Annotated in this window: 12 protein-coding genes and 1 tRNA gene; 7 read left to right on the plus strand and 6 right to left on the minus strand. The window is 43.2% G+C overall.

Translation table 11 applies throughout. The features are described from left to right. Nucleotides 1-436 precede the first annotated feature (436 nt). Nucleotides 437-892, plus strand: a complete 456-nt coding sequence (locus tag ACM5QX_RS22035) for an MgtC/SapB family protein (protein WP_011320112.1) — start codon at nucleotides 437-439, stop codon at nucleotides 890-892. Here the strand turns inward: ACM5QX_RS22035 and ACM5QX_RS22040 are convergent. From ACM5QX_RS22040 to ACM5QX_RS22050, 3 genes are all read right to left on the minus strand, one after another. Next, entirely contained in the window at nucleotides 889-1,317 is a 429-nt protein-coding gene (locus ACM5QX_RS22040) for a hypothetical protein (RefSeq protein WP_414755498.1), read from the minus strand. The genes ACM5QX_RS22035 and ACM5QX_RS22040 overlap by 4 nt on opposite strands. Before the next feature lie 93 nt (nucleotides 1,318-1,410). Beyond that, nucleotides 1,411-2,541, minus strand: coding sequence for a DNA replication/repair protein RecF (gene recF, locus ACM5QX_RS22045; protein WP_414755499.1), 1,131 nt, complete (start codon nucleotides 2,539-2,541; stop codon nucleotides 1,411-1,413). A gap of 100 nt (nucleotides 2,542-2,641) precedes the next feature. Continuing rightward, nucleotides 2,642-5,503 carry a cation-translocating P-type ATPase gene (locus ACM5QX_RS22050; protein ID WP_414755527.1) on the minus strand — a complete coding sequence of 954 codons (2,862 nt, stop codon included), beginning with the start codon at nucleotides 5,501-5,503 and terminating at the stop codon, nucleotides 2,642-2,644. Nucleotides 5,504-5,939: 436 nt separating this feature from the next. Here ACM5QX_RS22050 and ACM5QX_RS22055 point away from each other — a divergent pair, with 436 nt between their 5' ends. Together ACM5QX_RS22055 and ACM5QX_RS22060 are read left to right on the plus strand one after the other, a co-directional pair. Continuing rightward, nucleotides 5,940-7,619, plus strand: a complete 1,680-nt coding sequence (locus ACM5QX_RS22055) for a transglutaminase domain-containing protein (protein WP_414755500.1) — start codon at nucleotides 5,940-5,942, stop codon at nucleotides 7,617-7,619. A 164-nt stretch (nucleotides 7,620-7,783) separates the two neighbouring features. Next, a complete protein-coding gene (locus ACM5QX_RS22060; RefSeq protein WP_414755501.1) occupies nucleotides 7,784-8,431 on the plus strand; it encodes a PEP-CTERM sorting domain-containing protein in 648 nt (215 codons plus the stop codon). 125 nt (nucleotides 8,432-8,556) lie between these two features. On the opposite strand, the gene ACM5QX_RS22065 is transcribed toward ACM5QX_RS22060, so the two are convergent. Beyond that, nucleotides 8,557-9,495, minus strand: a complete 939-nt coding sequence (locus ACM5QX_RS22065; protein ID WP_011320118.1) for a serine hydrolase — start codon at nucleotides 9,493-9,495, stop codon at nucleotides 8,557-8,559. Between the two features lie 6 nt (nucleotides 9,496-9,501). On the opposite strand from ACM5QX_RS22065, the gene ACM5QX_RS22070 reads away from it, so the two are divergent. From ACM5QX_RS22070 to ACM5QX_RS22080, 3 genes are all read left to right on the plus strand, one after another. Beyond that, entirely contained in the window at nucleotides 9,502-10,206 is a 705-nt protein-coding gene (locus tag ACM5QX_RS22070; RefSeq protein WP_414755502.1) for an NlpC/P60 family protein, read from the plus strand. Between the two features lie 14 nt (nucleotides 10,207-10,220). After that, complete coding sequence (locus ACM5QX_RS22075; RefSeq protein ID WP_414755503.1) at nucleotides 10,221-11,234, plus strand: glycosyltransferase family 2 protein; 1,014 nt, start codon at nucleotides 10,221-10,223, stop codon at nucleotides 11,232-11,234. 78 nt (nucleotides 11,235-11,312) lie between these two features. Further along, a complete protein-coding gene (locus ACM5QX_RS22080; protein ID WP_414755504.1) occupies nucleotides 11,313-12,548 on the plus strand; it encodes an MFS transporter in 1,236 nt (411 codons plus the stop codon). A 51-nt stretch (nucleotides 12,549-12,599) separates the two neighbouring features. Here ACM5QX_RS22080 and ACM5QX_RS22085 read toward each other — a convergent pair. Then, nucleotides 12,600-12,673 (minus strand) — tRNA-Arg (locus tag ACM5QX_RS22085). A 37-nt stretch (nucleotides 12,674-12,710) separates the two neighbouring features. Here ACM5QX_RS22085 and moaC point away from each other — a divergent pair. Continuing rightward, nucleotides 12,711-13,217, plus strand: coding sequence for a cyclic pyranopterin monophosphate synthase MoaC (gene moaC / locus ACM5QX_RS22090; protein WP_011320122.1), 507 nt, complete (start codon nucleotides 12,711-12,713; stop codon nucleotides 13,215-13,217). A 1-nt stretch (nucleotide 13,218) separates the two neighbouring features. On the opposite strand, the gene ACM5QX_RS22095 is transcribed toward moaC, so the two are convergent. Beyond that, entirely contained in the window at nucleotides 13,219-13,416 is a 198-nt protein-coding gene (locus tag ACM5QX_RS22095; RefSeq protein WP_414755505.1) for a DUF2795 domain-containing protein, read from the minus strand. Between the last annotated feature and the right edge of the window lie 157 nt (nucleotides 13,417-13,573).

The raw sequence follows: 13,573 nt of genomic DNA on the forward strand, positions 1-13,573 counted from the left end.
GAAAATATCCAAAGTGTGAGGTGCGTCAGTGGGATAGAACCTAACTATACTCAGAAATGATTCATACTGAAGCGCCCTACCAAACCATCAATTTCAGATAATTTATTTTCTGGTGTTCCCTAACTTCAAATTATCTATAAAAAATCACTCAATAATCAAGTGTCGCCATAGGTTAGCTGAGATCATCAATATTGCCATAAATTATTACTAAAATTCTATCTATCCCTCTAATAATTAGATTATCTAGAGATTAATAATAGCAAAATCGCTATTTTTCACTATTGAAAAATTAATCTGGAGTGCCGTTATTATTGGATTAATGTAGAAATATAAACTTTTAAATAAAAAATATACAATATAAATAGAATGTTTTTCAAAATTTGCGGATATAAGTTACACATGACATAGAGTATGTTTTCTTATATCAGATATAAAATTGCTAGATAACTACTACCTGGAACCAGACGATTTTTTCAAGCTGATCTTTCGGCTTTTCTTAGCTTTACTTATTGGAGCTATTATCGGCATAGAAAGAGAACGACGGCGTAAACCAGCAGGCTTAAGAACTCATATGTTGGTTAGCTTTGGGTCTGCCATATTTGTTGTTATACCTTTACAAATTATCTCCATACAATCACACCCAGAAGTGGTTAGCCGAGTCATTCAAGGTATTGCGGCTGGTGTGGGATTTCTCGGTGCTGGTGAAATTGTCCGCGAATCTTCACAAGTATCACAACGTCTGGAAGTTCATGGACTTACCTCAGCAGCAGCTATCTGGGTTTCCTCTGGGTTGGGAATTGCTGCTGGTTGTGGTTTATGGCAATTAAGTTTAGTTGGAGCTATCATAACTTTTGCGATTTTAAATATTTTTAAGAGATTAGAAAATAGTTAATCATTTAAGTTTTTATCAAATAAATTTAATGCCTTGGCAAATGCAGGTTCTTCTGCTTGAATTTGCATAATCGATTTAACTAAATAAATAAAATTCCAATCGAGTTGATTATCGTTTTCAATTGTCTTGCTAGCTGCATAAAAGCTCGCATCATCAATGCTTAATTCATTTGTAGTGCCAGTTTGAAACCCTGAGAATTTTTTATCCCAAGATAGTGACTGACCACGCAAAGTCAATTGAAACCAGGAAATTTCGTCATCTTCAAACTCAAAAAAAACATCAAAATATGGTTCTTCACCTTGAAACCAAATTCTAGTTTTCCCCTCATTTTGACTTTTCCTGAGTAGTTTATTTTCAATTTTTCTTAATGATTTACCCAGTGATATAATTTCATTTTCACTTAATATATTATCTGTATTTTTCATACTTAAATATGAGAATTATTTTAATAATTGAAGATAATAAACGCCATATTTATGGGAATCATGATGAGGCTGAAAGAAGCTGATTATTGAATTTTATCTAATAGCATTTGATGTAGATATTTTACCTTGATCGACAAAAAGAATTTGCGATGAATTTAACCACTGGGCATCAAAAGAACTGAGGTGAGTGGTAGTAATTAAGGTTTGAAATCTGTCTTGAATTGTATCCAGTAATTGATTTTGGCGGGATGGATCTAATTCAGCTAAAACATCATCAAGTAATAGTAAAGGTGGCTCTTTAACAACTTCCTCAATTAATTGCAGCTCTGCGAGTTTGAGAGCTAATACCAGCGTGCGTTGCTGACCCTGAGAACCGTATTGACGGGCTGGAGTTTGATTGATGGTTAATTCTACTTCGTCCCGATGGGGGCCGACAAGGGTGGTACCTCGGTACATTTCGGGAACGGCTCTTTGCTGTAACTGGCTTAAAAAAGCTTGCTGCACCTGTTCTGGTTGATTTTGTATCAACTGCACATTAGGCGTATAGCTGATTTGCAGAACCTCTGTACTGCCGCTAATACTGGTGTGCCAAGCGGTAGCTAGGGGTGCAAGTCGAGCTAATGCGCGATCGCGTCTTCTAATGACCTTTGTTCCGGTAGTCACTAATTGCGCGTCCCAAATAGCTAGGGCTGAGTCCTGAGTAGTGAGTGGTGAGTCTTGCAACTTCTTTAGATAGGCATTGCGTTGCCGTAACACCTGATTATATTGCTGCAAAATATGAGCATAAACTGGCTCAAGTTGAATCAGGAGAGTATCCAGCCAGTTACGCCGGACTTCAGGGCTACCGCGCACCAGTTCCAAATCCAAACTGGAGAACTGCACCGCATTTAACACACCCAAAAAATCCATTTGTCGCCGCAGAGATTCACCATTGAGGGCGACGGTGCGGCGACCATTACGCCGCAGAATGAGACTGAGGTCACTAACCCCTGTGTCTCGCTCTAGCGTGGCGTTTATTTGGGCTATTGGTTCTTCCTCTTGGACTAAATCGCGATCGCGAGCCATGCGGTGCGATCGCAATGTTGCCAATAACTCCACCGCCTCCAACAAATTCGACTTTCCCTGAGCGTTATTACCCACCAAAATAGTTTTGGCAGCCGTAAACTCAACCTTTTGGTCATAGTAGTTGCGAAAATGTCGGAGGTGTAGGCTTTTGAGGTACATAACGGGGATTGGGGATATCAGACAGAATTAAAAACACAAAATTCAAAACTCAAAGAGGGAGATTCCTAATTTTGAATTTTGAATTTTGAATTTTGAATTGCTAGACACTCCTTTTACCCATAAAGCGGAAGAATAGCTTCTCCATCTCCACCCAAACAAACATCAAGGCACTGAAGCCGACGCAAATCGCTAATTCGTCAAGTGGTAGCCATTGAGTACCAAAGAAATCCCGTAGGGGTGGAACGTAGACAAGCATGAGTTGCAAAATTGTTGTGACAACTACAGCCCCTAATACGTAAGGATTGGAGACAGGATTCATCTCTATTGTGAGTTGGTTGTTGGAGCGAATGGCGATCGCATGACCCATTTGAGCAATACATAGGGAAGTGAACACCATTGTTTTCCAACGATCAGGATCGAGTCCTGGCCCTGTCACGGCGTGGGAATGATCATAAGCCCATTTCATCAGGATAATGCTGACGATGGCAAAGACAATACCGATGCGAACCATGTAGGAACCCAAGCCCCTGGCAAAAATGCTTTCACGGGGGCTGAAGGGTGGGCGCTTCATCACATCAGGTTCTGGAGGTTCCACCGCTAAAGCTAAGGCTGGTAAACCGTCTGTCACCAAGTTCATCCAGAGAATTTGTAGGGGTGTTAAGGGTACTCCACCCAAACCCATGAGTGGTGCTGCGGCAATGGTGAGGACTTCACCGATGTTGCTGCCCAGGATGTATTTGATAAAGCGGCGGATGTTGGTGTAAACTACCCTACCTTCTTTAGTTGCGGTGACAATAGTAGCAAAGTTGTCATCGAGTAGCACCATATCACTGGCTTCTTTACTCACGTCTGTGCCAGTAATACCCATAGCGATGCCAATATCAGCTTGTTTGAGGGCTGGGGCATCGTTCACACCGTCCCCTGTCATGGCGACGAATCTACCGCGACGTTGCAGGGCTTGGACAATCCGCAATTTGTGTTCTGGAGATACCCGTGCATAAATGCTTACTAGGTCTACTTGCTGTTCTAATTCCTGGTCATTCATCCGTTGTAATTCTTGACCAGTGAGAACTCTGTCACCTTCTTGGGCAATACCCAGGTCTGTGGCGATCGCTCGTGCTGTAAGTTGATGGTCGCCTGTAATCATAATGGGGCGAATACCAGCTTCTCGACACTCTTGGACTGCTGCCCGGACTTCGGGACGAGGGGCATCTAGCATCCCCACCAAGCCCAGCCAAACCATTCCTTGTTCTGATGTCTCATCCGACCCTTCCGGCGGCACTTCTGCCAGGGGTTTGTAGGCAAAACCTAATACCCGCAGACCTTTACTCGCCATTTGGTCATTTGCTGCCAAAATTTGTTGGCGCTGTTCGTCATTCAGGTGGTCTGAGTTGGCACCCAAGTGAATGGCTGTACAGCGTGCCAAAATCAACTCTGGGGAACCCTTGGTAAACATGATGTAAGGTTCGCTGTTGACCAAACCTGCCAAGGTGGGGTCAACGGCTGTCATTGTCGGTTCACCTGTGGCTACTTTCTCCACCTGGGAAATGACGCTCATGCGTTTCCGTTCCGAGGAAAAAGGAAACTCGCTCACACGGGGTAACTTATAGTTCCACTGGTCTTTTTCAATGCCTGCTTTGCCTGCCAGTGTGACTAATGCCCCTTCTGTGGGGTCACCTAAAATCATCCATTCCCCTGCTTCTTTTTGTAGTACTGAGTCGTTACAGACAGCACAAGCAACTAACAAAGCGGGAATTTCGGGATAATCTTCCGCCGACACGTTTTGACCATCTAGCTGAAACTCGCCCACCGGTGCATAACCTTCACCTGTGACACGAAAAGTTTGATGGTTTGTGTAAAGTGACTGCACTACCATTTTGTTTTGGGTAAGTGTCCCGGTTTTATCAGAACAAATGGTGGTGACAGAACCCAAGGTTTCTACGGCTGGTAGTTTACGAATTAAGGCATTGCGCCGCACCATGCGCTGGGTTCCCAATGCCAAGGTGACTGTAATTACGGCGGGTAAACCTTCGGGAACTACGGCTACCGCCATACTCAAAGAAACTTCTAATAAGTCTCTCAGGGGGCTAAAGTTACCTGCTTGCAGCACACCACCCACGACGACAATCGCCACCAACACCAAGGAACCGCTTACTAGGACGTTCCCCAATTGGGTCATGCGCTGTTGTAGAGGGGTAGGTTCACTTTCCACCGACTGCAACATGGTGGCGATTTTGCCTAGTTCCGTGGTCATGCCAGTATTAGTTACTAGCACTTTGCCACGCCCTTGGACTACTTCCGTACCTTGGTAAACTACATTAATGCGATCGCCTAAAGATGTATCTTCTGGTAGTTGTAAAGATGCTTGTTTATTTACGGCTTCCGCTTCACCTGTTAAAGCCGATTCCCGCACCTGTAAATTAGCTTGTTCAATCAAGCGACCATCGGCGGAGATTTGCACCCCAGCCTCTAACAGCATCACATCTCCTGGGACTATATCTTTGGCTGCTACATCCACCAACTTGCTACCACGAATGACCCGCACAGAAGGAGAGGCAAGTTTTTTCAGTGCCGCTAGAGCTTGTTCAGCACGGCTTTCTTGAACATAACCGAGAATACCATTGAGAATGACAATTGCTAAGATGGCGATCGTATCTTTGAACGGTATTTCCCCAGGCTTGAGTTCACCTGCTTGCCAAGAGATAAAATCTAAAGACCCAGAAATAAAAGCAACTGCAATCAGCATCAACAACATAATGTTCTTGAACTGATCAAACAGAATCTCCCAAGCGCTACGGCCTCCATGTTCTTCTAGTTCGTTGGGGCCATATTTTTGCAACCGTTGTTCAACTTCTTCGGTTGTCAAGCCACTGTCTGCATTACTATTGAGCAGTCCTAGTGCTTTATCAACTTCCAAGCTGTGCCAAGTAGTGGAACTTTCAGGCAGAGAATTAGCAGACATTGTGTAAGTCACAGAAAATGGTTACAAAATTCGATCATAATTTAGTGATGGACGGAAAACCATCCACCAAAGTTACATTACATCTATTGTCTAGATGTAGGAGTAATAACGTAAGTCACTACTGATCTAGGGAAGAGATGGTATTTGGTTATGGATAATAGGTCATAGTTTTTTCCTAAGTTACCAATTACCCTCCGGGTTCGCCAGTCCCCTACGGCGGGAAACCCGCCTACAGGGCTGGACTCACCAATTACCAATTACCAGTTACCCTCTAGACAAAAGTTAATTTATTTCCTTGTGGTGCATATGTATTATTTCTTCAGCCAGAGTTTTCTGGAAGACATTTTACTGATAATTGAGAATAACACCCAGTCTGATTTTGGATTACAAATGCCATGCCACAATTAATTTTAGGCGTGCTAACCGTTAAATAAATATGCTTAATATGAGTTTTGCACCCACCAGTTTGACAGTTAGCCAAATGTCAGGGACAAGGACAATTAGACCATTGACTGCTGCTACTTTATGTGGCATTGCTTTTATCCAAGATAGACTGATCGCCATTGACAGTATCAAGGGACATTTACTAGAAATTGACCCGAAAACCGATAACAGCAAGATTCTCAATCCGCACCAGGCCAAAGAGTTTACAGATGTAACCGGTTTAGCTGTGTGGGAGGATAATCTTTGGGTGACTCGCGGTAACAGTGTGTATGTATCTAAGCTTTCGTCTTTAGGCTTGGAACATTTTGTCACGTTACCTTATAGCGCCGACGGTGTTGCTGTTTGGGAATCAACAGTTTACGTTAGTTGCCATAGGTTAGGCTACATCCTGATTTTTGACCGCGATACCCGTAAAGAGATTACCAGATTTTATGCTCCTGGGGTTGGAATCGAAAATTTAGCGGTAAATGGCAATACCCTATGGGTATGCGATCGCACCGAACAAACAGTCTACTCTATGGATAGGGCAACTGGGGAGGTAAAATTCAGTGTTTTAACTCCCTTTGAATCACCTACAGGCATAGCATTAAACGTAGATGCCGAAACGGGTAAAGAAAATCTTTATGTTGCCTATGCCTCGGAGGAACCCTATATCCGGGATAATCCTAATGCTGATCCTAATCATGAATTAACGTACCGCGATCGCACTTTTATTCACCCCCTCTACTATCATCACGAGCCAGATAAACACTACGCCCTTTCTAACGGTTATCTCATCGAAATGTCCTACGCTGAGGAAATTTCGCCTTTAGAAGAGGTGTATATACCAGAAGTAGAATGGCGAATTGCTCTCCCCTCAGAAACTGAACGCCAAAAAATTCGACACATCGAACCCATCGGTATACCTTTCACAGAAGAAGTCATTGACGGACAACGTGTCGCCGTATTTAAATTTGATGCCCTAGTTCCTGGTGAACGCCATATCTTTGGCTGGAAAGCATTATTAGAAGTGCGAGGCATTAAGTATCGCATTACACCCAAAGAAGTAGAGAATATTCCTGAACTATCACCGGAATTTCAAGAGCGCTACTTAGTGGATGATGATGATTTAGCAATGGACACCAGTATAGTCCGCCGTGCGGCTGAAGAAGCTGTTGGCTCAGAAACAAATTTGTTGCGGAAAATGTACAGCATCCGTAATTATGTTTATGATGAGTTATCATATGGTATCAAACCTTACATAGATACGCCAGATATCGTTTTAGAGCGAGGCATTGGTTCCTGTGGTGAATATGTGGGTGTGTTACTGGCTCTTTGCCGTTTGAATGGTATTCCTTGCCGCACAGTGGGTAGGTACAAATGTCCCCCACACGCCGAACAGCAAGGAGTTCCCCTACAACCAGATTTTAATCATGTGTGGTTAGAATTTTATATTCCTGGCTTTGGCTGGTTGCCAATGGAATCAAACCCTGATGACTTGGGCCGTGGTAGTCAATATCCTACCCGCTTTTTTATGGGCTTATGCTGGTATCACATTGAAATCGGTAAAGGTGTTTCCTTTGAAACTATCAGTAGTCAAGGTAAAAGATTAACCAAGGATGATATCCCCATAGGTGATTTGGCGATCAACCACATTCGGTTTACGATTGTCAAGGAATTACCAGATTTTTGAAGCAGATTCTAAAACCATGAAAAATGAACAGAGGGAATGACGATATTTCCCTCTGTCATGAAATCTGTTAAGTAAATCGGGCATACACTGTCAGATAATTAAGGGTAATCGATTGTCGAAGTCTGCATCGATAACCTGATTCCCCTTAAAACAAAGTCAAATTTATGAAAAGCTTATTGTTAGGGTTAATAGCTGCATTGGCATTTGCTCCCAACGCATACGCAGCAAACATTGTATATAGCGAAAGCTCCCAGGGTGACTTCTCTGGCAATAACTTGAACCCGACAAAACTCAACCTCTCCCAGGGTTCCAATATCATCATTGGCTCTACAACAGGTAACCCTAATCTTGACCAAGATTTCTTTTCCATCACAATTCCCTCTGGTTATGCAATCAAAAAAATTATTTTGGCTGGCTATAAGGGACTAGATGACGACTTGATCAATCAAGGATTTTTAGCGGTACAATCAGGTTCCCTGATTGAAAATGGCACCGTTACTGCTAACAATCCTCAATTACTTGGTGCAGCCACGATTGGTGCAGAACCAGGAAAACAAGTTGGTGATAATATCCTAGACGATTTGGCTAAAGCGGATTCCATCCGGGGCTTTTCATTTGTCGGTTTCCCTAGTGGTGTACTCACACAGGGAAATTACACCTTTTGGATTCAGGAAACTAGGAACGGTATAGAAGAATATCAATTAGATTTTGTACTTTCCCAAACTCCCGAACCTTCCACTATGTTAGGTCTAGGTATGGTAATGGGTATTGGTATGCTGTTGAACCGGAAGCGACTACTCCACTACAAGTAAGCCAGACAACGCCATTATGAATACCTGATGGACAGGCTAACGCCAACAAAATTCCTAATGAAGAAATCTAGATTGTGTTCTGGTTTCTAGTTTTGCATCTGCTGTCCTTTTTTGGCGCATTGGTATTATAAACTACTCACAGCTTGAGCCATTAGTTGGGATACAAAAGGCAAAATCTCCCGGCTGTTGGCTTGGGCTTTACCTTCTGTGAAGACTACTAATAAATAGGGGCGATGTTCCGGTAACTCAATATAGGCCGCATCATGACGGACTTGACTTGTCCAACCGGCTTTTGACCAAATTTGTGCGTTTTGGGGTAAACCGCCACCTAAAAAACCTGTGATTTGGTCTTCTTCCACATCTTGAGGTAAATCATTGGGGTTGAGACTGCGTTTGAGTAAAGCCATCATAGCTTGCGATCGCCCACTAGAAACGGCCACACCACCCACGATACTATGTAGCAAACGCGCGATCGCATTTGTGGTCAGCATATTGCGATTTTCAAACATTTCTCCATAAAATGCCCTCTCCCGTCCATAGGGGCCATCACCCCAGGTTTTTTGACAGACGTTAATTGTCTGCATATCTTCCCAGCCCAAAGACTGGTAATAGCGATTAATAATATGACGCTGATATTTCCAAGTATCATAGGGGCCTGGTGGTAGTTCTGGCCCGGAAGTCGTGCCGGTCAAAATATCTACCACTAAGCTGGTAGCATCATTGCTAGAATCAACAATCATATCGCGCAAAGCCCTCTCCAACTCCTTAGCGGGTTGGGTCATGCCTTTCTCTAGCCATTCGTTGGCTGCTACCAAGTAGAACAATTTAACTACACTCGCTGGATAAATCCGTTCCACGCCACGATAGCTAAAACCCCGGACTGGATGATTCCAAAAAGCATCGGGAGTTAACGCGCCACCAGTATTTACTGGTACTGGCGGATCATAGACAATCCAAGTTACAGCAATTTGGTTACGGGCTAAAGTCGGAAATGCCGTCCAAGTAGCTTCTAAAATACCGTTACCCAGATTTTCTAGTTGTTCGTCTTTTTGAAAAAAAACCATTGCAGAATGCTCTCTAATTTAGAATCGTCCATCCAAAGCCCCAAATCGGGAGAATACCAATGTCTTGCTGCGTTGAATTTATATGATTCTCCTGAATGTACCAGCTTGGCAACTCAGGCCGCAGTTGGGCGACATTTGCAGGTAACATCAAATCAGCAAGGTGCGGCAGTTGAGGTGTGTTTATGTGAGGATGACTACCCAGGGTGGCTATCCCTTGGAGACTTGGGTTTATTAAAACCTGCTACTGTACTTTATCAGGCTAAATCATTTTCGGAATCGGAAATTAAAAAACTGCTACCAGGGGCGATCGCTTTTACCCAAAAAGCCATGCAGCGATCGAATTACTATCTTTGGGGCGGTACGGTCGGGCCGAATTATGATTGTTCTGGTTTAATGCAGGCGGCGTTTGTATCCGTGGGAATTTGGCTACCCAGAGACGCTTATCAACAAGAGGCTTTTACCCAAGCAATTACTATTGATGAATTAGCACCGGGTGACCTAGTATTTTTTGGCACTCCTGTAAAAGCTACTCATGTAGGGCTGTATTTAGGAGATGGTTGTTATATCCATAGTTCTGGTAAAGCCCAAGGACGCGATGGTATTGGCATTGACATCCTCTCGGAACAGGGAGATGTGGTAAGTCGGTCATATTACCAGCAACTACGGGGTGCCGGCAGAGTTGTTAAGAGTTACAAACCACAAAGACACTAAGGAAACTGAGGAATATGAGGAATGGAGTAATTTTGGCCAGGGTGAACGAAGGAAATGAAAGTATTTCCGCCATTATTCCTAATGTTTCCGTGGTGGTTCCAGTGCATGACGAAGTGGAAAGTCTGCCTTTGTTATTGGAGGCGATCGCCTCTACTTTATCTACTAGTGGGTTAAGTTATGAAATTATTTGTGTAGATGACGGCTCAACCGATGGTTCAGACAAATTTCTCAAAGAACAAGCGTGCATCCGTCCCGACTTAAAAGCAGTGATTTTGCGGCGAAATTACGGACAAACTGCGGCGATGGCAGCTGGATTTAACTATGCTTTAGGTGAGGTGATCGTCACCTTAGATGCTGATTTGCAAAACGATCCAGAAGATATCCCGATTTTGTTGGCAAAGTTAGGTGAAGGTTATGACTTGGTTAGTGGTTGGCGACATCAACGCCAGGATGCAGCTATCTCCCGGTTACTTCCTTCTAAAATTGCTAACTGGTTGATTGGCAAAATCACCGGCGTAAAACTGCACGATTATGGCTGTTCTCTGAAAGCTTACCGCTCCGAAGTAGTGGCAGATATGAATCTGTATGGGGAACTGCACCGCTTCTTACCAGCTTTGGCTTACATCGAAGGGGCAAGAATTACAGAAATTCCTGTACGACATCATGCCCGACGCTTTGGCCGGAGTAAATACGGCATTTGGCGGACGTTTCGCGTCCTCATGGATTTGTTAACTATCTCTTTCATGAAGAAGTTCCTGACGCGTCCAATGCACGTTTTTGGCCTGTTAGGATTAATCTCAATGATTTTAGGTACAGGTATAGGCATCTACTTAACTTTCGTCAAGTTGGCTTTAGGTGAAATGATTGGCAATCGCCCTTTGTTGATTTTGGCAGTACTATTACTGGTAACGGGGGTACAGTTATTCTGCTTTGGTCTTTTGGCGGAGTTACTGATGCGTACATACCACGAATCCCAAGGCCGGCCAATTTATCGTGTGAGAGAAGTTGTAGCAAAAAATGGCAACTAAGGTAAAAATATTAATCAAGAAGAAATCAGAATTCTGATTTTTTGTTAACAAAACATTTAGCATTAAATTGCATCTGCCTTGAAAGCTTTTAATACATTTGACGCAAGCTTGCGGCTTAACCTGCTGATTCTATTTACGGCAGGTTTATTGTTCTGGTCGAGTACTGCTACTTTCTTGCCTACTCTGCCCTTATATATTGAGGATGTGGGAGGAAGCAAGCAAGAAATTGGCATTGTGATGGGTGGTTTTGCTATTGGGTTGTTAGTATTTCGCCCAATGCTGGGACGAATGGCGGATCAAAACGGTCGGAAGTTACTGTTATTAATTGGGACAATAGTGGCAACAATTGCCCCCTTTGGCTATTTGGCATTTAAATCAATTCCTTTATTGATGCTGGTGCGCGTCTTTCATGGCATTAGCATTGCTGCTTTTACCACTGGTTACAGTGCTTTAATAGCAGATTTAGCCCCTACAGCCATTCGTGGTGAAATCATCAGTTACATGAGTCTCACCGCTCCCATTGGCTTGGCAATTGGCCCGGCTTTAGGGGGTTATCTACAAGCTGCAACTGGTTATCCAATTTTATTTTTGATAGCATCCGAATTGGCTTTCGTCGGGTTATTGGGAACGATTCAAGTCTCTAATCCACCTGTGCCACAACATCACCAAGCAACAGAAAAGGATAGTAATTTCTGGCAACTTTTAAGTAGCCCACGGGTGAGAGTGCCGACTTTGGTGATGTTGCTCATCGGTATTGCTATTGGTGCTGTGCATATTTTTTTACCACTGTTTATTAAATCAACAGGGGTGCAATTTAACGCCGGACTATTTTTTACGATCGCGGCCATTGGTAGTTTCAGTTTACGGGTATTTGCAGGGAAAGCTAGCGATCGCTTCGGTCGGGGTTTGTTTATTACTTTCGGTATCATGGCTTATATGTTGTCATCCTTCTTGTTATGGCAAGCCAACAGTGCCATTAGTTTCGCTATTGCGGCGATCGCTGAAGGTTGTGGCGGCGGCACAATGATTTCGATGATTACGACGATGATGGCAGACCGCTCGCTACCACAAGAGCGAGGACGAATTTTCTCTATTTGTATCGCTGGATTGGATTTAGGAATTGCGATCGCTGCCCCTATTTTAGGTTTTATTGCTGAAGCGACTGGCTATCGCAGTATGTTTGCCTATACAACTGCTTTAACTTTCCTAGCCTTACTAATTTTCCTGACCAGATCGAGTAAAAATCTGAGTAATTCCCTGCGGTTTGCTCTGGGTCGCGGTCAAGATGTCTATTCTCTACATAATAGTAACTAGTCAGGCAAAAATAAAAGCAGAGAAAATGTTTCTCTGCTTTTATCTCTAAGACGGGCGAGGAGGGATTCGAACCCCCGACACCGTGGTCCGTAGCCACGTGCTCTAGTCCACTGAGCTACACGCCCTTACAAGAAATATATACTAGCACCCTTTTTCATAATTATGCAAGACCCTTTTCCCAAAAATTCTGCAAATCTGACTCATCTCGATGGCCAGGGACAAGCACAGATGGTAGATGTGTCTGATAAAGTACAAACGATTCGGCAAGCAGTGGCTGAGGCTCAAGTGCGGATGCTACCAGCGACTTTAGCCGCCATCCAAGCTGGTAACACACCTAAAGGTGATGTTTTAGCCACCGCTAGACTAGCCGGGATTATGGCTGCTAAACAAACAGCAAATTTGATTCCCCTGTGTCATCCTTTACCATTACAAAAAGTTGCGGTCGAGATTACGCCAGACCCCCAACTTCCTGGTTATCAAATACGAGCCACAGTCAAAACTAAAGCCGAAACTGGTGTGGAAATGGAAGCTTTAACTGCCGTTTCTATTGCTGCTTTAACTTTGTATGATATGGCAAAAGCTCTAGAAAAATCGATGCAAATTGAATCAATTAGATTAGTTAGTAAAACTGGCGGAAAATCAGGAGATTATTTTCCACCAGCACCATAATTTAATCTATTTCACCTATAGCTTTGTTTACATCTGTGGGATTTTCATATTCCTCATCTTCTGGTAATTGATCTAACAGGGAAATTATTTTTTGATCGGCTCCCTGCTGTTGAGCGTGCTGAATTAGCTCTTGCTTACTAGCAGGATAGTCAACACCTTTTAAGTGTTTTTGAATTTGCACTGGGTTAGCTTTAGCCATCTTTATCCACCTCTAAAGATTATTACCATCTTCACCAGTGGTTTTGTTAGCTCCCTCTATCAAAAAGCTGAATCATTTTTCATCTACAATATTTTAAATGTCACTCAATTGGTTGATGTATAGTTAATTATATTTAGATATTTGCATTGATTTAGTT

The sequence above is a fragment of the Anabaena sp. CCY 9910 genome, from assembly GCF_963920875.1.
Lineage (GTDB): Bacteria > Cyanobacteriota > Cyanobacteriia > Cyanobacteriales > Nostocaceae > Trichormus > Trichormus variabilis.